At 34.9% G+C, this 17868-nt stretch carries 16 protein-coding genes; 7 read left to right on the top strand and 9 right to left on the bottom strand.

What is annotated here, in order from left to right:
• The first annotated feature begins 36 nt into the window (after positions 1-36).
• On the top strand, positions 37-405 hold the full coding sequence (locus ABVM53_RS12600) for a 6-phosphogluconate dehydrogenase (RefSeq protein WP_405326596.1): 369 nt from the start codon (positions 37-39) through the stop codon (positions 403-405).
• 77 nt (positions 406-482) lie between these two features.
• The gene (locus ABVM53_RS12595) at positions 483-977 is read left to right on the top strand and encodes an acyl-CoA thioesterase (RefSeq protein WP_371456824.1); all 495 of its coding nucleotides are present in this window, start codon (positions 483-485) and stop codon (positions 975-977) included.
• Between the two features lie 51 nt (positions 978-1028).
• Here ABVM53_RS12595 and ABVM53_RS12590 read toward each other — a convergent pair whose 3' ends face one another.
• The 3 genes from ABVM53_RS12590 to rpmH form a co-directional block, all read right to left on the bottom strand.
• A complete protein-coding gene (locus ABVM53_RS12590) occupies positions 1029-1622 on the bottom strand; it encodes a T9SS type A sorting domain-containing protein (protein WP_405326593.1) in 594 nt (197 codons plus the stop codon).
• A 127-nt stretch (positions 1623-1749) separates the two neighbouring features.
• On the bottom strand, positions 1750-4602 hold the full coding sequence (carB, locus tag ABVM53_RS12585) for a carbamoyl-phosphate synthase large subunit (RefSeq protein WP_405326590.1): 2853 nt from the start codon (positions 4600-4602) through the stop codon (positions 1750-1752).
• 109 nt (positions 4603-4711) lie between these two features.
• Complete coding sequence (gene rpmH / locus ABVM53_RS12580; RefSeq protein ID WP_028374856.1) at positions 4712-4873, bottom strand: 50S ribosomal protein L34; 162 nt, start codon at positions 4871-4873, stop codon at positions 4712-4714.
• A gap of 206 nt (positions 4874-5079) precedes the next feature.
• Here rpmH and ABVM53_RS12575 point away from each other — a divergent pair, with 206 nt between their 5' ends.
• Both ABVM53_RS12575 and ABVM53_RS12570 read left to right on the top strand, forming a co-directional pair.
• Positions 5080-5634, top strand: a complete 555-nt coding sequence (locus tag ABVM53_RS12575) for a DUF2892 domain-containing protein (protein ID WP_128757294.1) — start codon at positions 5080-5082, stop codon at positions 5632-5634.
• 151 nt (positions 5635-5785) lie between these two features.
• Entirely contained in the window at positions 5786-6490 is a 705-nt protein-coding gene (locus tag ABVM53_RS12570) for a TlpA family protein disulfide reductase (RefSeq protein WP_405326585.1), read from the top strand.
• Positions 6491-6553: 63 nt separating this feature from the next.
• Here the strand turns inward: ABVM53_RS12570 and ABVM53_RS12565 are convergent, their stop codons facing one another.
• Positions 6554-7495: a transglycosylase SLT domain-containing protein gene (locus ABVM53_RS12565; protein ID WP_405326582.1), complete on the bottom strand. Its 942-nt coding sequence runs from the start codon at positions 7493-7495 to the stop codon at positions 6554-6556.
• 35 nt (positions 7496-7530) lie between these two features.
• Positions 7531-8181: an alpha/beta hydrolase gene (locus ABVM53_RS12560; protein ID WP_405326579.1), complete on the bottom strand. Its 651-nt coding sequence runs from the start codon at positions 8179-8181 to the stop codon at positions 7531-7533.
• Between the two features lie 151 nt (positions 8182-8332).
• On the opposite strand from ABVM53_RS12560, the gene ABVM53_RS12555 reads away from it, so the two are divergent.
• Positions 8333-8632: a GNAT family N-acetyltransferase gene (locus tag ABVM53_RS12555; RefSeq protein WP_128757298.1), complete on the top strand. Its 300-nt coding sequence runs from the start codon at positions 8333-8335 to the stop codon at positions 8630-8632.
• A gap of 45 nt (positions 8633-8677) precedes the next feature.
• Here the strand turns inward: ABVM53_RS12555 and mtaB are convergent, their stop codons facing one another.
• Positions 8678-10018 carry a tRNA (N(6)-L-threonylcarbamoyladenosine(37)-C(2))-methylthiotransferase MtaB gene (gene mtaB / locus ABVM53_RS12550; protein WP_405330870.1) on the bottom strand — a complete coding sequence of 447 codons (1341 nt, stop codon included), beginning with the start codon at positions 10016-10018 and terminating at the stop codon, positions 8678-8680.
• Between the two features lie 213 nt (positions 10019-10231).
• On the opposite strand from mtaB, the gene ABVM53_RS12545 reads away from it, so the two are divergent.
• On the top strand, positions 10232-11851 hold the full coding sequence (locus tag ABVM53_RS12545) for an ABC transporter substrate-binding protein (RefSeq protein ID WP_405326575.1): 1620 nt from the start codon (positions 10232-10234) through the stop codon (positions 11849-11851).
• Between the two features lie 35 nt (positions 11852-11886).
• On the opposite strand, the gene ABVM53_RS12540 is transcribed toward ABVM53_RS12545, so the two are convergent.
• Both ABVM53_RS12540 and rpsA read right to left on the bottom strand, forming a co-directional pair.
• Positions 11887-13065 carry a GlmU family protein gene (locus ABVM53_RS12540; RefSeq protein WP_405326572.1) on the bottom strand — a complete coding sequence of 393 codons (1179 nt, stop codon included), beginning with the start codon at positions 13063-13065 and terminating at the stop codon, positions 11887-11889.
• Positions 13066-13330: 265 nt separating this feature from the next.
• The gene (gene rpsA / locus ABVM53_RS12535; protein WP_128757301.1) at positions 13331-15181 is read right to left on the bottom strand and encodes a 30S ribosomal protein S1; all 1851 of its coding nucleotides are present in this window, start codon (positions 15179-15181) and stop codon (positions 13331-13333) included.
• 187 nt (positions 15182-15368) lie between these two features.
• Between rpsA and ABVM53_RS12530 the strand changes: the two genes are divergently transcribed.
• Positions 15369-16205 (top strand): alpha/beta hydrolase, encoded by an 837-nt coding sequence (locus ABVM53_RS12530; protein ID WP_405326569.1) that lies wholly within the window; start codon positions 15369-15371, stop codon positions 16203-16205.
• 59 nt (positions 16206-16264) lie between these two features.
• Here ABVM53_RS12530 and ABVM53_RS12525 read toward each other — a convergent pair whose 3' ends face one another.
• Positions 16265-17692: an NAD-dependent succinate-semialdehyde dehydrogenase gene (locus tag ABVM53_RS12525; protein ID WP_405326566.1), complete on the bottom strand. Its 1428-nt coding sequence runs from the start codon at positions 17690-17692 to the stop codon at positions 16265-16267.
• Positions 17693-17868: the final 176 nt, after the last annotated feature.

The raw sequence follows: 17868 nt of genomic DNA, 5'->3' as shown, positions 1-17868 counted from the left end.
CATATTGCAAGCCTGTAAATCACTAAGAACTTTAAAATGAAAAAATTACTTCTAATTGTTTTAGCTGCAATATTTGTATTTGCAATACTATTTTACAGCTTTATATATGCGGTACCTTACAGTGAAGGAACACGTGCCGGTGAACTGATTAAATTTAGTAATAAAGGCGTTTTGATAAAAACTTGGGAAGGCCAGATTAGTCAAGGGATTAGTGGTGCGCAAATATTTGATTTCTCTGTAATGGGAGGAGAAAAAGAAGTTATTGAAAAATTGAAAGCGTATCAAGGAAGTTATGTAAAACTTACGTACGTAGAACGCTATGCCACGTTCTTCTTTTGGGGAGACACGAAATATTTTATAACTGAAATTTCAAAAGAAAACTCTCCACATTTCAACAGGCAGTAATAAATAACAAAAAAAAATTATTAAAATTGAACACGTTTAAGAAAATTGAACAATCTCAGGTAACTATAAGTGAACTTATGTTACCATCACACACTAATTTTAGTGGTAAAATTCACGGAGGTTATATCTTATCACTAATGGATCAGATTGCATTTGCGTGCGCTTCTAAACACTCTGGAAATTATTGTGTAACTGCATCAGTAGATACAGTAGATTTTTTAAAACCTATAGAAGTTGGTGAGCTGGTTGTTATGAAAGCTTCTGTGAATTTTGTAGGACGTACTTCGATGGTTGTAGGTATACGTGTTGAATCTGAAGATATTCATAGCGGAATTATTAAACATTGCAACTCCAGTTATTTTACAATGGTAGCAAAGAATGACAAAGGAGAAAGTATGCCGGTACCTGGACTTGTTTTAAAAACGGAACAAGAAGTACGTCGATTCTTGAAAAGTCTAAGACGACAGGAGATGAAAAAAAGCCATCGTGAAGAAACTTCTTTTAATACAGAACTTCGTAATGAAGATCTAGAAATTCTTCGAAACTCTCATAAAGTTGAGCTTCAGTACTAGGCAAAAAAAAAGCGAACCAATTGGTTCGCTTTTTTTTGCTTTTTATATTTCTTAGTTCTTTACAAGCTTCTGTGTAAATGAACGTATACCATTATCTATTTGCACCAAATAAACTCCACGTTTTAATTCGCTAACGTCCATTCCGTTTTGAGCCATTGACGAACTCATTAAATTTCGTTTCACCTGTTTACCTAATACATCATAAAACGTAATCTCTAAAGGATCTGATTCAGCAGGGTTTTCAAAAAATATTCTATCCTTTACCGGATTAGGATAAATTTTATAACCTTCTTTATCTTTAGTAAAAAAAGATTTGGAATCGGTCACTTTAATAGCACCTTTCAAACCTTTCTTAGAACTACTTTCGAATGTATAAATACCTTTCTTGTCAAAAACGTATTCATATATACTGCCTTTAGTTTGAAATTTACGTAGCCCAAAGGATGAGGGAGTGCCAAAAGATGTATTAATAACATTCTGTGGTAAACTCTCCCCAAAAACCCATTGTACGGTATCTCCTACTTCAACTTCTAATGTAGATTGAAGCGACTTAGAACCAGATTTCCAATCTATTATATGAGTTTCTTGGGCACTAATAGATGTTGCAACAATGAAAATAAATATGTATAACCAGGTAAATTTCATGCCATATTACTGTGTTTGAGGTCATTGTAAAGTTAAATAACTTTCACATATTAAATACTAATATTGTGCCATAATTATAATAATCTTTACTTAATGACGTTGGCCACAATTAATTGTTGCAAAAAATTTATCTACTTAGGTACATTTTTCTTCTCGCATAAAGCTCATAAAATGCATCGTCCTTCAAACTGTCTATAAATAAGATACTTTCACCTGTACTTTTCATTTCAGGCCCTAGTTTTTTATTTACATTATGAAACTTATTGAACGAGAATACCGGTTGCTTTATAGCATAACCTTCTAATTTTGGATTAAAATTAAAATCGGTTACTTTCTTTTCGCCGAGCATAACCTTAGTAGCATAATTTACATAAGGCTCTCCGTATGCTTTTGCAATAAAAGGAACCGTTCTTGATGCTCTAGGATTTGCTTCTATTATATAAACCATATCGTCTTTAATGGCAAACTGTATATTAATTAATCCTACAGTGTTTAATGCCAGAGCAATTTTATGGGTATGATCTTTTATCTGTTGCAATACAAGATCTCCTAAGTTAAACGGAGGCAAGGTTGCATTAGAATCTCCCGAGTGAATTCCGCAAGGCTCTATGTGCTCCATAATCCCTATAATGTAAACATTCTCACCGTCACAAATAGCATCAGCTTCAGCCTCTATTGCTCCATCAAGATAATGATCTAACAACAGTTTATTATTAGGTATTTTACGAAGTAAATCAACAACAGTCTCTTCTAATTCGTCTTTATTTATAACAATCTTCATCCCTTGTCCACCTAACACATAGGAAGGTCTTACCAATATTGGAAAATCTAATTTGTCTGCTACAGCAAGAGCTTCTTCTGCAGTTTCAGCAACATCAAATTCTGGATAAGGAATATTATTTTCTTTAAGTAATCGAGAAAAACTACCGCGATCCTCAGCTAAATCAAGAGCTTTATAACTAGTACCGATGATCTTAATTCCGTAGCGGTCTAATTTTTCAGCTAATTTAAGAGCAGTTTGACCACCCAATTGAACAATTACACCCACCGGGTTCTCGTGACGAATTATATCATATATATGCTCCCAGAATACAGGTTCAAAATATAATTTATCTGCAATATCAAAATCTGTAGATACCGTTTCGGGATTACAGTTTATCATTATTGTCTCATACCCACATTCTGAAGCTGCAAGAACTCCGTGAACACAGCAATAATCGAATTCTATTCCTTGTCCTATGCGGTTAGGTCCAGAGCCTAATACAACTACTTTTTTCTTTTCTGTTACTACACTTTCGTTATCTGCAAATCTTTCGCCAGAGGCTAATTGCATATCATTTTCAAAAGTGGAATAGAAATAAGGTGTCTGTGCAACAAACTCTGCCGCACACGTATCTACGAGTTTGTAAACACGGTTAATTTTTAATTCATCACGCTTAGTTGTTACTTGGCTTTCTAAGCAATCAAGCATATGCGCGATTTGACGATCTGCAAAACCTTTCTGCTTTGCTTCAAGCAATAAATCTCTCGTTAAGGTATCTATCTTAAATTCACCTATCTCCTTTTCTAAAGCGTCCATTTCTTCAAACTGCTTTAAAAACCACATATCAATTTTCGTTATCTCGTGAATACGACTTAATGGGATTCCCATTTGAATTGCATCATAAATAACAAATACGCGATCCCAACTAGGATAGGTAAGCTTTTCTATTATTTCGTCATAATTAGTATACCCTTTGCCATCTGCACCCAGACCATTTCTCTTTATTTCAAGTGATTGAGTTGCTTTATGTAGTGCTTCTTGAAATGAGCGACCTATACCCATAACTTCACCTACAGACTTCATCTGTAGACCTAAAGTACGGTCACTTCCTTCAAATTTATCAAAGTTCCAACGAGGGATTTTTACAATTACATAGTCTAGCGTAGGCTCAAATAAAGCTGATGTAGATTTTGTAATTTGATTCTGTAATTCGTCTAGATTGTAACCTATTGCTAACTTAGATGCAATTTTTGCAATAGGATATCCTGTTGCTTTAGATGCCAATGCCGAAGATCTAGAAACACGAGGATTAATTTCAATTGCAATTATGTCTTCTTTATCGTCAGGACTTACAGCAAATTGTACATTACAACCACCTGCAAAATCACCTATCGAGCGCATCATATGTATTGCCATATCACGCATTTTCTGATACGTGGTATCACTCAAAGTCATTGCCGGCGCAACTGTTATAGAATCTCCAGTATGAATACCCATAGGATCCATATTTTCTATAGCACATATAATTACGACATTATCATTTTTGTCACGCAGTAACTCTAACTCATATTCTTTCCAACCCATAAGAGCCTTGTCGATCATCACCTCGTGAATGGGCGAAATCTCAAGACCGCGGCTTAAAAGCTCATCAAAATCTTCAGCTTTATAAACAATCGAAGCTCCTGCTCCTCCTAATGTATAAGAAGCTCTAATTACTAGAGGAAAACCAAACTCCTGAGCTATTTCTTTTCCTTTTAAAAATGATGTAGCAGTTGCCTGAGGGGCCATACCTACACCAATTTTTAGCATTAACTCTCTAAATTTCTCACGATCTTCAGTAATGTTAATTGCATCGATATCAACACCTATTAACTCAACTCCAAAATCTTTCCAAATTCCTTTTTCATCAGCCTCAATACATAAATTTAATGCGGTCTGCCCACCCATCGTAGGAAGTACTGCATCAATTTGAGGATGTTCTTTTAAAATTTTTACCAGTGATTTTGTGGTGAGTGGCAACAAATAAACATGATCAGCCATTGTAGGGTCTGTCATTATTGTTGCAGGATTAGAATTAATTAAAATTGTTTCTATTCCATCTTCACGAAGGGAACGTAAAGCTTGTGTTCCAGAATAATCAAATTCACATGCCTGGCCTATAACGATAGGGCCAGAACCGATAATTAAAATAGACTTTAGATTGTTGTTTTTAGGCATTGTTGGCTCAGATTAAGAGTTTTATATAAAATTACGGAAGGCATATTTATAAAAAAAGGTGTTACTTAAAAAAGTAACACCTTATTATATTAACGGTTGTTCACCATTTTTATCTTTTATGTCTTAGCTCAGAAGATACAGATAGTTTTTTTCTACCCTTAGCTCTTCTACGAGCAAGTACTTTACGACCGTTTGCACTAGCCATACGCTCGCGGAAACCGTGTTTATTTTTTCTTTTTCTCTTTGAAGGTTGAAACGTTCTTTTGCTCATTGTGTATCTTCTTTAATCTTCCTTTAACTTTTCTATACTAAAATGCTTTAAGAAGTACCTTCTCAAAAGCTGGGCGCAAATATACAAACACTTTCCATTTCAACAAATGGAAAGTATAATTTTTTTTAGATTGTTTTTATTACATTTGCTCGCTCATAAAAACACGAGTATATTCACCTGTTAAATACAGGGTAAACAACACTATTATGTTCAATAAAAATATAAAATTAGTTCTTGCTATACTTATTTTCTGCCTGGCCATCTGGCAATTTATAGATAGATCTATAGGCAACGGTATTATGCTTATACTTTTATCGGGTATTTTTATTTTACTTTATTTTAAAAATGAATTTCTAATATTAGCATTTCTTCGCCTCCGCAAGCAAGATTTTGAAGGATCGAAAAAATGGCTAGACAAGATTAAAAACCCTGAAGCTGCTTTAACCAGAAAACAACATGGTTATTATAACTACTTAAATGGTCTTATGTTATCGCAAACAAATATGACACAAGCCGAAAAATACTTCAAAAAAGCGGTTCAATTAGGTTTAAGTATGGATGCAGATATGGCGATGGCAAAAATAAATCTTGCAGGTATTGCAATGACAAAAAACCGAAGACGTGAAGCTGATTTACTTCTTACTGAAGCTAAAAAACTTGACAAGCACAATATGCTTGATGAGCAAATTAAAATGATGAAGAAGCAGATGAAACAAGCTGCTAATATGCCAAAACAACAATACGGAAGAGGTAGAAGATAATCTATAGCACTATTCTACACACTTCAGAAATCTTCAGCTCGATTATTCACTATCAGAAAGTTACGTTAGTTACCTGATTATTTTAACAGTTTATCGATAAGTTTTCGTTATATCTATATCTAGATTTAACTTCGCTATATACGGATTGTATATGGCAAAAAAACTACTCTTTATCTTACTGGTATCTTTCTTTAATTTATCTGCTCAGGAAACTCATAAGACTTTGTTTTCTGAAGCACTCACATTAAATTTAGACGCATACAACACGAAAGTAGATAATGCTTTAGAACGTGGAGAACTCTCATATGCAAAATCCCTTTTAGATACTCTCGTCAAGGATCATTTACAAGGCACCTATATCGATGCCTTAAAATTTGAAAGCCTTAATACTTTTCTTACTTCAACAGAAGATATTGAACGTCCTACCTTGATACTTACCTATGCCTCTTGGTGTATTCCAAGCGAAGGAGAAATTCCCGTTTTAAATAAGATGGCTGCGCGCTATGGTGATATGATAGACTTTGTTGTTTTATTTTGGGATGATAAATCAACTGTAAAAAAGTTATCTAAGCAATTTGATAAAAACATCCAAGTCGTTTATGTTGATGAAACTCAGAATAAACATATGCGAACTGTAAATCTTTTGAAGCACTCCTTAGGACTCTCATTATCTTTTGTGATCGCAAGTAATGGAGAAATTCTCGACCTCAAAAGAAGACCTGCAAATAAGCTTAATGCGAGTATCAATCAGACACTAAATGAGAATATGAGATTTCTTGTGAGACAAATTGCAGCAATTAATATAGACCTTAATATAAACCTCAAAGATTTACCAGAGTCTCTGGCTACCTTCTAATTTTTAGAAAAAAGGATAAAAAAAAGAGAACTCTTCAGTTCCCTTTTTTTTATCCTTTTTTCTCTACTGCCCTACTGTATACGTATAAGCTCCTTTTTCAGGAATCTCAATGTAATACTTTTTACCTGAACTATTGTTTAAATGATCTTCACGTAACCACGGATTATGCAGTTTTAATATTTTATAATTAATACCATATCCTTGAGCAAACTTCACAAAATTTGTAACCGGCGTGTCTATTTCCACTTTGTATGTTGGTACCTTATTATATAGATCTTTATCTGTAAAATTCAAACCATACTTTTTAGGATCTGATAGGATTTCTTTTAAAGCTAGTATTCTAAAAACATATCTACCCGTTTCCTCTCCTAGCAACAAATCATAATAATCGTGAACATCTTGCTCTCTCAATCTACGGCTTATACCGGCATTCCCGGCGTTGTAACCTGCTGCTGCCAATGTCCAAGAACCTAAATTATTTTTAGCGTTTTTTAGATATTTACAAGCAGCACGAGTCGATAATTCTACATTATAACGCTCATCAACATTATCATTTACCTCCAGACCTAATTCTTTACCGGTAGAACTAAGAATTTGCCAAAAACCTGTAGCTCGTGCTGGAGACACAGCCTGAGTTAATCCACTTTCTATAACAGCTAAGTATTTAAAGTCATCTGGTAAACCCTCTTCTTTTAAAATAGGTTCGATAATCGGGAAATACTTGTTAGCTCTCTTAATTAACAAAAGTGCATTAGATTGCCAGTAGGTATTTACAAGCAATTCTCTATCCATTCGCTCACGAATGTCAGGATCATTTAAAGCTAATTTTTCACCGGCAAAATCCATTTCATCAGGTAATGGTATAGCATAAACATTGTAATCATTAACCAGTTTTTCCTCCTTCATAACCTCAGGATCTGCACTTTCCTGCTGTACAGCCTGAATGCAAATTGCCGTTGTCGCCACCAGTCCTACACCAGCTAAAATTGATTTTATATTTACCATCTAGAATAATTTTAAGTTGATCTGCAAATTAGCGATTAATTCCCGATAATTTTTGGCAGATTATTGTTAAACCACTTACATTTTGTAATAATCATTGCGTGGGTTCCTCCTTTTATCGGTATACACTTATCTATGTATTTATACTGAAAAACAGGATCGTCAGTTCCGTGTATATGTACTAAATCTTCATTATACTCAGTTTGCTCCCAACATAACATTTGTTGAAGTGCCCAGTTGAGATAAATAGGATTAGTAATCGAAAGATATTTTTGATATAAAGCAACTTTATGTTTCAGTCGATCTCCAATTGCATAGTTTGCCAGAGTATCTATGTTACGCACAAGACTTACAGGAGCTATCCTATACAAACCTAATGCTCTACTAAAGCGCATCCGCTTTGGTAATTCATTTTTACTTTTTACGCTGCTTATAATTATCGTTTTCTTAGCGGTGATATATTTAGCCATTTCCTGAACAATCACACCTCCAAAACTAACACCTATAAGGACCGGATTATCTTCCTTAACCTCTTCTAGCATCTTTTTTGCATAGACTTCTAATGTATCATTTGCCTCAGGAATTTTCCAAGATAGTGGATGTAAGGTAAACTGGGTGTCAGGTAATTTTAAATATTCAAATATACTAGGATTGGCAGCCATCCCAGGCATTAAATAAACATGAATCATATAGCTTAGAATTAATGCTTTAACAGTTAAACCTCAATAAAACCATAAAAATTTTGTATATTTGTAACAATATGTTAACATAACTTTATGTTTTAAACATATTCCAAATTCCTTTCTCGAGTTTAACGTAATTTCTTAAAACAAATTTTATATGGATGTAATGACAGCGATTGAATTAACAGACAACGAGTTTTTAAGACAATTTGAGGCCACCATAGATGGTAAAATGGCAAAAATTGAATATTCCCTTCAAGATCGAAAAATTTTTCTGACAAAGATAAAAATGCCGGAAGGAACTGAAGATAAAATGAATGATTTTATCGTTACTGTTTTTAAAGAAGTCGAAGATCGCAACATCAGTCTGGTCCCTACAAGCCCTGAGATCGCAAAGTTTATGAGGTCTAACCGTAGAAAGTATAAAAAATTACTTCCTGTCGGAATCAATATCTAGACTCAAAATTTTAAAATTAAAAAAACCTGCAAAAGCAGGTTTTTTTTATGCTGTTAAAAGATTTTCGTTTTCATATTCAAAACGCACTAAGCCATCTTCATCTATTTCTGTAAGTGTAATGTGGTGAATAGTGTTTACAAGCCCTGGATCCCAAGGTGCTTTAACCTTGACATAATTTTCAGTAAATCCGTGAATGTAACCTTGCTTATTCTCTCCTTCAAAGAGCACCTTATGACTCGTATTTAATTGGGATTCATAAAATGCTCTTCGTTTTTTTGCAGATAATCCTCTAAGCATTTTACTGCGTTTTTTTCGTTGTCTCAAGGGTATGGCATGCTCCATTTCTGCCGCCTTAGTATTCTCACGCTCTGAGTACGTAAATACGTGTAAATACGAAATGTCTAATTCATTTAAAAATGTATAGGTGTCTAGAAAATGAGCTTCTGTCTCTCCCGGAAAGCCTACAATAACATCTACGCCTATACAAGCATTAGGCATTAATTTTTTTATTTCAGATACACGATCTGCATAAAGTTCCCGCTTATATCTTCGACTCATTTTACCTAGTAATTCATTATTACCACTTTGAAGTGGAATGTGAAAATGAGGAACAAAAGATTTTGACTCAGAGACAAGCTTTATGGTTTCATTTTTAAGAAGATTTGGCTCTATACTAGAAATGCGTAAACGCTCTATCCCATCTACATTATCTAACGCTTTAACAAGATCCAGAAAAGTATGCTCGTGCTTTTTATTACCAAATTCTCCTTTTCCGTAGTCACCAATATTTACACCCGTCAACACAATTTCTTTAATATCCTGAGCTGCTATCTCCTGTGCATTCTTAATTACATTAACAAGAGTATCACTTCGCGAAATACCACGAGCAAGTGGAATGGTGCAATACGTACATTTGTAATCACAACCATCCTGCACTTTTAAAAATGCGCGTGTGCGATCTCCTACTGAATAAGAACCTACATAAAAATTTGCATCTTCGATCTCACAGCTGTGCACTTCTCCCATATCATTTTTAGAGAGATCATTTAGGTAATCTGTTATCTTGAATTTTTCTGTGGCTCCTAAAACAAGATCCACGCCATCAACATCTGCAAGCTCTTCGGGTTTAAGCTGGGCATAACAACCTACTGCCGCAACAAAAGCATCGGGATTGATCTTTTGAGCCTGCTTTACGATTGTTTTAAAACGTTTGTCTGCATTTTCAGTTACACTACAGGTATTAATCACATAAATATCTGCTGATTCACTAAAATCAACTCGCTCAAAACCTTCACTTTTAAAACTTCGGGATATGGTAGCTGTTTCCGAAAAATTAAGCTTACATCCCAGTGTATAAAAGGCTACTTTTTTACCTGCTTCGTTCATTAGAATCTTCTTCACAATTGGTTACTTTTGCTTTTCTTTCGCTTACGCGAAAAAATATAGCGCCAGTTTAAGACTGCAAAGTTAACTACAATAATTTTATTGCTAAAGCTTTGCGTCAATTCCAGGTTTATTAGATCAAAATGATCCTAAACACGATGCTGATTTATTGCAAAAAAATTGTTTTCATTCAAAAATTAATTACCTATTACTACATTGATATTCAAAGCTATAAAGTCACTTCTACTAGTATTAAGTTTTAGTACGTTTTTCATTTCTTGTGATTCAAAAGAGAATTCTTCACAAGAACTAAAGGTGTTTAGATACAATGAGCATTACAATGTAGCAACATTAGATCCTGCATTTGCCCGTAATCCTCCTATTATTTGGCCTACAAATCAACTATTTAATGGTTTAGTACAGCAAGATGATTCTTTAAACATCAAACCAGATATTGCTAAAAGTTGGGAAATTAGTGATGACACAAAAACCTATACCTTTAATCTTCGCAAGAATGTATGGTTTCATAAACATTCTCAATTTGCAAATGCAGACAGTACACGCACAGTGACAGCTGCTGACTTCGTATATAGTTTTAATCGTTTAAAAGACCCTAAAGTTGCCTCTCCCGGCAGTTGGGTTCTAAGTAATGTAGAGCACTATAAGGCGGTTAATGATTCTACCTTAGTCATTACTCTTAAAAAAGAATTTCCTGCATTTTTAGGATTACTAGCAATGCGTTATTGCTCTGTTGTACCGCATGAAGTGGTTGATTACTTTGGCACTGAATTTAGATCAAATCCTATAGGAACAGGTCCCTTTAAATTTAAAAGATGGGAAGAAGGCGTTAAACTCGTTCTCAGAAAAAATGAGAATTACTTTGAAAAAGATGAAGATGGAATTCAACTTCCATACTTAGAAGCTATAGCTATTACTTTTTTACCTGATAAACAAAGTGAATTTTTACAATTTGCTCAGGGCAATCTGGACATGTTAAATAGTTTGGATCCTTCCTATAAAGATGAGTTACTTACTGCAACAGGCCAACTTCAAGAAAAATATAAAGAAAACGTAAATACGATTACCGGTCCGTTTTTAAATACCGAATACTTAGGTTTTTTCTTATCCAGCAACGAAGATGAAGTACGCTCTTTAGCACTAAGAAAGGCTGTTAATCTTGGTTTTGATCGTTTAAAAATGATTAAATATTTAAGAAACGGCATAGGCACACCGGCAAATGCAGGTTTTATTCCATCTGGTCTACCCGGATATGGAACATCAGGATTTGAATATGATCCTGTTGAAGCTCGAAAGTTAATTGAGCAGTATATTAAAGAAAGTGGCAATACTTCACCATCAATCACAATAGGTACAAATAGTCAATACCTTGACATTTGCGAATACATACAAAGGGAATTAGGTAAACTCGGATTATTAATTAATATTGATGTCATGCCACCCTCAACTCTTAGACAATTAAAATCGACGGGGAAATTGGATTCATTCAGAGCCAGCTGGATTGCAGACTACCCAGATGCAGAAAATTATCTATCGCTATATTACAGCAAGAATTTCACACCAAATGGACCTAATTATACCCATTTTAAAAGTGCTGAATTTGACAAATTATATGAAGATAGTTTCAAAATTTCTGATATTGAAAAACGAAAAATTCTTTATAAAAGAATGGATTCTATTTTAATATCAAAAGCTCCATTTGTTCCGCTTTATTATGACCAGGTTATAAAATTTGTTCATAAAAATGTCACTGGACTCACTGCAAATCCGCAGGACTTTCTTGTCCTCAAGCGTGTTAGAAAATTACCTTTAGATTAGTTCTCAAATCGATTAGACATTTGAAATTGGAGACTTTAATACCTCCTAAACTTTGCAGTTTCATCAAATATATGCTGAAGGATTGCAGCCTCTTGTTCATCAAAAGCTATATTTCGTCTTTCAGTCACGAGTTTTGCTGTTTGAAAAGCCTTTTCAGTTTTATAGGTAGTAAATCCGCTAGCACCACCCCAAGAAAACGAGGGTACAAAATTACGCGGAAACCCGGTTCCAAAAATATTTACACTTACACCGATTACAGTGCCCGTATTAAACATTGTATTAATACCACATTTACTATGATCACCCATTATAAGTCCGCAAAACTGAAGTCCTGTTTTAGAAAAACCTTCTGTTTCATAATCCCACAAACGTACCTCTTCATAGTTGTTTTTAAGATTACTATTATTAGAATCTGCACCGATATTACACCATTCTCCTAGGACAGAATTTCCTAAAAATCCGTCGTGACCTTTATTTGAATATGCCATTAACACCGCGTTATTAATCTCTCCACCTACTTTGCAGAAAGGACCTATTGTTGTGCCTGTGTATATTTTTGAACCCATTTTTACAGTAGCTCCTTCACACAAAGCAAAGGGACCACGTATATGAGCCCCCTCCATAACCTCTGCATCTTTACCTATATAAATAGGGCCTTCAGATGCGTTTAACGTACAGAAATTAAGAGTTGCTCCTTCTTCAATAAAAATATTTTCAGGATTAATAACCTGAACGCTTTTAGGAATTTTCACAGATTCGCGATCTTGAGTTATCAACTTATAATCAAGCTCGATCGCACGATGATTTTCACTGAAAATATCCCAGGTGTGTTCAATTTTAAACAGGGCTTTCATGCCTACCTCAATTTGAGTGTATTCATCAAAATCAATTTCCTCCTGCGTGTCCTGAGTATAAAAGGCTATTACATCTTCGCCGTCAAAAATAGCTTGGAGCGGTTTTAGATCCAGAATCGCTTCAACTAAATCATCTGTAGGTAAATAAGAAGCGTTAATCATCACATTATCTTCAAACTCCACCATAGGGAATTTTTCAGATAAATATTCTTCAGTAACAGTTGATGTCGTGTTGCCAAGGTGCATCTCCCATTTACCCCTAATAGTTAAAATACCTAATCGCAAATCTGCTACAGGTTTAGTGAATGTTAAAGGTAAAAGCTTATTACGTGAGGGACCGTCAAAAAGAATATAGTTCATGATGTTTGCTTAAGGTAGAAACTGTTCAGTTTATCTGCTAATAATGTACAAACCGAACTTTTAAATCATAGATTCAGGATCTCAAAAGTAACCAAATACTGTGAATTTTCATTACTCAAAATGCCATAAATAAATTGCCATTCTCCTCAGAGTTAAGAATGATATTTTATGCTGAATTGAGCCTAAATTTATATTCTAAAATATAGATAAAAAAAAGCTCCTTAACTTTCGTTAAGGAGCTTTCTATTTTAAAAAATGTTAGGGCTTAGTTACCACCTTTTTCCATTTTCTTTTTAAGTGCTGCAAGAGCGTCATTAGCGTCTCCTAAAGTAGGTGCACTCGCTGCTGCAGAATCAGCTGCTTTCTTAGCTGCCTGCTTAACAATCTTAGCTTCCTCTTCTCTAAACAATGAAGTATGCGATGCAACCACACGTTTAAAGTCTTTATTAAACTCAATGATCTGGAATTCGGCGCTATCACCTTTTCCTAATTTGCTACCATCTTCTTTTTCTAAATGACGACCTGGAACAAATGCCACGATGTCTTCGTTAAATTCGATAGTTGCTCCTTTGTCTACTACGTCGCTAATTACACCAGTGTGTTTTGTACCCACTGCGAAATCATCTTCGTACTTATCCCAAGGATTTTCTTCTGTTTGTTTATGACCTAAACTTAATTTACGACCATCAACATCTAGTTCAAGAACTACAACCTCTAGCTTATCGCCAATGTTTGTAAATTCTGAAGGATGCTTGATTTTCTTAGTCCAAGAAAGATCTGAGATGTAAATAAGACCATCAATACCTTCTTCTAATTCTACGAATACACCAAAGTTAGTGAAGTTACGTACAATACCAGTATGACGTGATCCTACAGGATACTTAGTAGTAATATCTGTCCAAGGATCTTGAGATAATTGCTTGATACCAAGAGACATCTTACGCTCATCACGATCCATAGTAAGAATTTGAGCTTCTACTTCATCACCAACATTTACAAAATCTTGAGCGCTACGTAAGTGCGTAGACCAAGACATTTCAGAAACGTGGATTAAACCTTCTACTCCTTCTTCTACTTCAACAAAAGCACCGTAATCTGCGATTACAACTACTTTACCTTTTACTTTATCACCTATGCTTAAAGTTTCACTTAGAGCATCCCATGGGTGCTTCTTAAGTTGCTTAAGACCTAGTTGAATACGTGTTTTATCCTCATCAAAGTCAAGAATAACAACGTTTAATTTCTGATCAAGATCAACGATCTCATTCGGGTGGTTGATACGAGACCAAGAAAGATCTGTAATGTGTACCAATCCATCAACACCTCCAAGATCAACAAATACTCCGTAAGAAGTGATGTTTTTAACAGTACCTTCAAGTACCTGACCTTTTTCAAGCTGCCCAATGATTTCTTTTTTCTGCTCTTCAATATCAGCTTCGATTAGTGCTTTATGAGAAACAACAACGTTTTTAAATTCTTGGTTGATTTTCACAACTTTAAATTCCATTGTTTTGTTCACATAAGCATCGTAATCACGTATAGGCTTAACATCGATTTGAGAACCTGGTAAGAAAGCTTCAATACCAAATACATCTACGATCATACCACCTTTTGTACGAGCCTTTACAAAACCAGTAACAATAGTACCTTCTTCGTGAGCTTTATTAACACGATCCCAAGCCTTAATAACACGAGCTTTACGGTGAGAAAGAACTAACTGACCTGTAGCGTCTTCACGTACATCAATTAATACCTCAACTTTATCTCCTACTTTAAGATCTGGGTTGTAACGAAATTCGTTAAGTGAGATTACACCTTCAGATTTTGCATTGATATCAATAATAGCATCACGATCTGTGATATTGATTACTGTACCTTCAACAACCTCATCATCAAGAGTGTCTACAAAATTTTCTGCTACTAACTTCTCAAATTCATCTAACTTGTCTTCATCGATTGGGTCAATACCTTCCTCGTAGTTGTGCCAGTTAAATTCTTCTAGAAATTTTTCAGGATTTGCTTGAGAAGCAGTCTGGTGGTTCTTAGGCGCTGCTTGTGCAGTGCTTGTTTCTTCAACTGCAGGAGCAGTTTCCGGATTTTGGTTTTCTTCAGCCATTGCTGATTAATATTTGTATTTTACGCTTTCGCGGAAGCTAAACAACACAAAACCATAAAAGAGGTTTGATTATTTTTCAACACTACCAGCAACGCTAATAATGCAGTCCTTTTGTGCTTCCTTACATTGTCAAAAGGTGTGCAAAATTACATAAAGTTTTCTTATTTTGATATTTAAATCATAAAATATGTTTGAAGAAGTTTCCATAGAGACATTTCAAGGGCAAACAACTCGCCACGAGTTATTTGGAAAAAGCTGGAAGACTCAAAATCCGAGAGCAGTGGTATGCATAATTCACGGTTTTGGGGAGCATATAGGCAGATATGATCACGTGGTTAGCGAATACACAACTAGTAATATCTCTTGCTATGGCATTGACTTACCGGGTCACGGTAGATCGAATGGGAAAAAGGGGACTGTACAATCGCTTCAAGATTATATTCTAGCTGTTGATTTTATTTATGAAAAAGCTGTTCTTGAAAATAAAGATTTACCTGTGTTTCTATATGGGCATAGCATGGGCGGTGGTATTGTATTACGATATTTGTTGCTTACAAGTCTTCCTCCAGCCGGAGCAATTATAACATCTCCCTGGCTCAGTCTTGTAAAAAAGCCCAATGCTTTTGAACTTGTTCTGGGTCGTATGCTTTTGAGTTTTGGCCTCAATAAAAATCAAACTGCTAAACTTGATCCCAAGTCGTTATCCCGTGATGAATCTGTAGCAAAAAACTATCTCGAAGATCCGCTAGTTCATAACACAGCATCTATACGCTTATATTTTGCAATGAATGATAATGGGGTTTATCTGCTCGACCGTTCATTTGATTTTAGAACACAAATTTTACTTGCTCACGGCACTGCAGATACCATCACAGATTTTAAGGCTTCTGAAACTCTCGCTAAAAGACATCACGACCAGATTACATTTAAAGAATGGAAGGATCTCAGACACGAAACGCATAATGAAATAAATAGCTATGAAGTGCTGCGCTATTATAAAAATTGGATTCTGGATAAATCATAAAAATAAAAAACCCTCTCTGTAATACAAAGAGGGTTTCAAAATTTCTAAACCTGATTTAATTATCCGTTAAGACGCATAATCGCTTTTTCATTTACAAATTCTTTTAATCCAAAACCACCATGTTCTCTTCCGTGTCCAGAATTCTTTACTCCACCAAATGGCATATTAGGCTGAGCCAAGCCAAAACTGTTTATAAACACCATTCCGGTGTCAAAATGGTTCTTAGCTAATTCAAAGGCTTTCTTTTCATCTTTAGAAAAGATACCTCCACCCAATCCAAAACGACTATCATTAGCAATTCGCATAGCATCATCATTATCTTTAGCCATAATTAGAGATGCTACAGGTCCAAATAATTCATCATCATAAGCCGGTTGTCCCGGTTTAACATTACCTAAAATTGTAGCGGGATAATAAAATCCATCCCCATCTGGCATTTTACCTCCACAAAGAATTTCGGCTCCATTAGCAACGCTTTCCTCTACTTGGTCGTGCAATTTTTCACGTAAATCTTTACGTGCCATTGGGCCAATATCATTAGATTCATCAGTAGGATCACCAAATTTTAAATTGCGCATTCCTTCAACAAATTTCTTTTTAAATTCGTCATAGACTTTTTCAGTTACTACAAAACGCTTTGCAGCTACACAGGTTTCACCATTATTATAGATTCTACCTTTAATACTCCATTCAACTGCCGTATCAATATCTGCATCTTCTAATACTAAGTATGCATCATTAGAACCTAATTCTAATACAGTCTTTTTGAGAGCTTTTCCGGCTTTCTCAGCTATAATCTTACCTGCATCACTACTACCAGTAAGTGTTACGCCCTGTACATGTTCATTCTCTATAATAGTGTCAGATTGATCATGACTTATACGTAATACCGTAAATAAATTATCTGGAAGTCCCGATTCTTTAATTATCTCCTCTATAAGCAATGCAGAACCAGTGACATTTTCGGCATGTTTAAGTAAAATACTGTTACCTGCCATTAGATTAGCAATTGTATAACGCATCACCTGATAAGTGGGGAAATTCCAGGGTTGTATCCCATAAATCACACCTAATGGCGAGTAAGTTATAAGTCCTTTACCACCATCTGGTAAGGTACGCTCTTCATCCTGTAATTCTTTGGGTCCGCTTTCTGCAGTATAATCACATATACCTATACATAAATCAACTTCCTGGACTCCTTGAGGAAGCATTTTCCCCATTTCCTCAGTCATTAATTTTACAAGCTTATCCTTATTTTTCTCAAAACTCTTACCAATATTTTTGATGTGTTTAGCACGTTCTTCTAAAGAAACATTTTTCCACTTTAGAAACGCTTTGTGCGATGCCTCCACAGCTTCTTTTGCTTCGGAATCGCTCATTAATTTGTAAGAGTTTATTTTTTTTCCGGTTGCCGGATTTATAGTTTCTAAATATTCTTGTTTAGAATCTGATTTACTTTTTTGTTGATCTAGTGTCTCAGTACTCATTTTATTCTTTTTTGTAGCATTAAGGAGATTCGTTGATTTTTAATAGTATCGCAGAAAAACCTATATAATTTTACATAAAATTAAAAAACATACATCGTACGGCTTATCCTTTTAATAAAGCCTTAAGTGCATCTTATAATATATTTATGAGAAAAGAACACTCTTAGCGTTTGAGA

The sequence above is a fragment of the Leeuwenhoekiella sp. LLG6367-2.1 genome (genome assembly GCF_045055775.1).
GTDB classification, from domain to species: Bacteria; Bacteroidota; Bacteroidia; order Flavobacteriales; family Flavobacteriaceae; genus Leeuwenhoekiella; species Leeuwenhoekiella aequorea.
The sequence above is the reverse complement of the archived record's forward strand: the minus strand, read 5'-3'. Positions and strand labels throughout refer to the sequence as shown.

Excerpts from the sequence above, each read along its gene's own strand:
- ABVM53_RS12525 (WP_405326566.1), bottom strand. The coding sequence starts at position 17,692 with ATGAGTACTGAGACACTAGATCAACAAAAAAGTAAATCAGATTCTAAA.
- ABVM53_RS12595 (WP_371456824.1), top strand. The coding sequence starts at position 483 with ATGTTACCATCACACACTAATTTTAGTGGTAAAATTCACGGAGGTTAT.
- rpmH (WP_028374856.1), bottom strand. The coding sequence starts at position 4,873 with ATGAGCAAAAGAACGTTTCAACCTTCAAAGAGAAAAAGAAAAAATAAA.
- ABVM53_RS12600 (WP_405326596.1), top strand. The coding sequence starts at position 37 with ATGAAAAAATTACTTCTAATTGTTTTAGCTGCAATATTTGTATTTGCA.
- ABVM53_RS12575 (WP_128757294.1), top strand. The coding sequence starts at position 5,080 with ATGTTCAATAAAAATATAAAATTAGTTCTTGCTATACTTATTTTCTGC.
- ABVM53_RS12530 (WP_405326569.1), top strand. The coding sequence starts at position 15,369 with ATGTTTGAAGAAGTTTCCATAGAGACATTTCAAGGGCAAACAACTCGC.
- ABVM53_RS12565 (WP_405326582.1), bottom strand. The coding sequence starts at position 7,495 with ATGGTAAATATAAAATCAATTTTAGCTGGTGTAGGACTGGTGGCGACA.
- ABVM53_RS12570 (WP_405326585.1), top strand. The coding sequence starts at position 5,786 with ATGGCAAAAAAACTACTCTTTATCTTACTGGTATCTTTCTTTAATTTA.
- ABVM53_RS12540 (WP_405326572.1), bottom strand. The coding sequence starts at position 13,065 with ATGAACTATATTCTTTTTGACGGTCCCTCACGTAATAAGCTTTTACCT.
- ABVM53_RS12560 (WP_405326579.1), bottom strand. The coding sequence starts at position 8,181 with ATGATTCATGTTTATTTAATGCCTGGGATGGCTGCCAATCCTAGTATA.
- rpsA (WP_128757301.1), bottom strand. The coding sequence starts at position 15,181 with ATGGCTGAAGAAAACCAAAATCCGGAAACTGCTCCTGCAGTTGAAGAA.
- ABVM53_RS12590 (WP_405326593.1), bottom strand. The coding sequence starts at position 1,622 with ATGAAATTTACCTGGTTATACATATTTATTTTCATTGTTGCAACATCT.
- ABVM53_RS12555 (WP_128757298.1), top strand. The coding sequence starts at position 8,333 with ATGGATGTAATGACAGCGATTGAATTAACAGACAACGAGTTTTTAAGA.
- carB (WP_405326590.1), bottom strand. The coding sequence starts at position 4,602 with ATGCCTAAAAACAACAATCTAAAGTCTATTTTAATTATCGGTTCTGGC.
- mtaB (WP_405330870.1), bottom strand. The coding sequence starts at position 10,018 with ATGAACGAAGCAGGTAAAAAAGTAGCCTTTTATACACTGGGATGTAAG.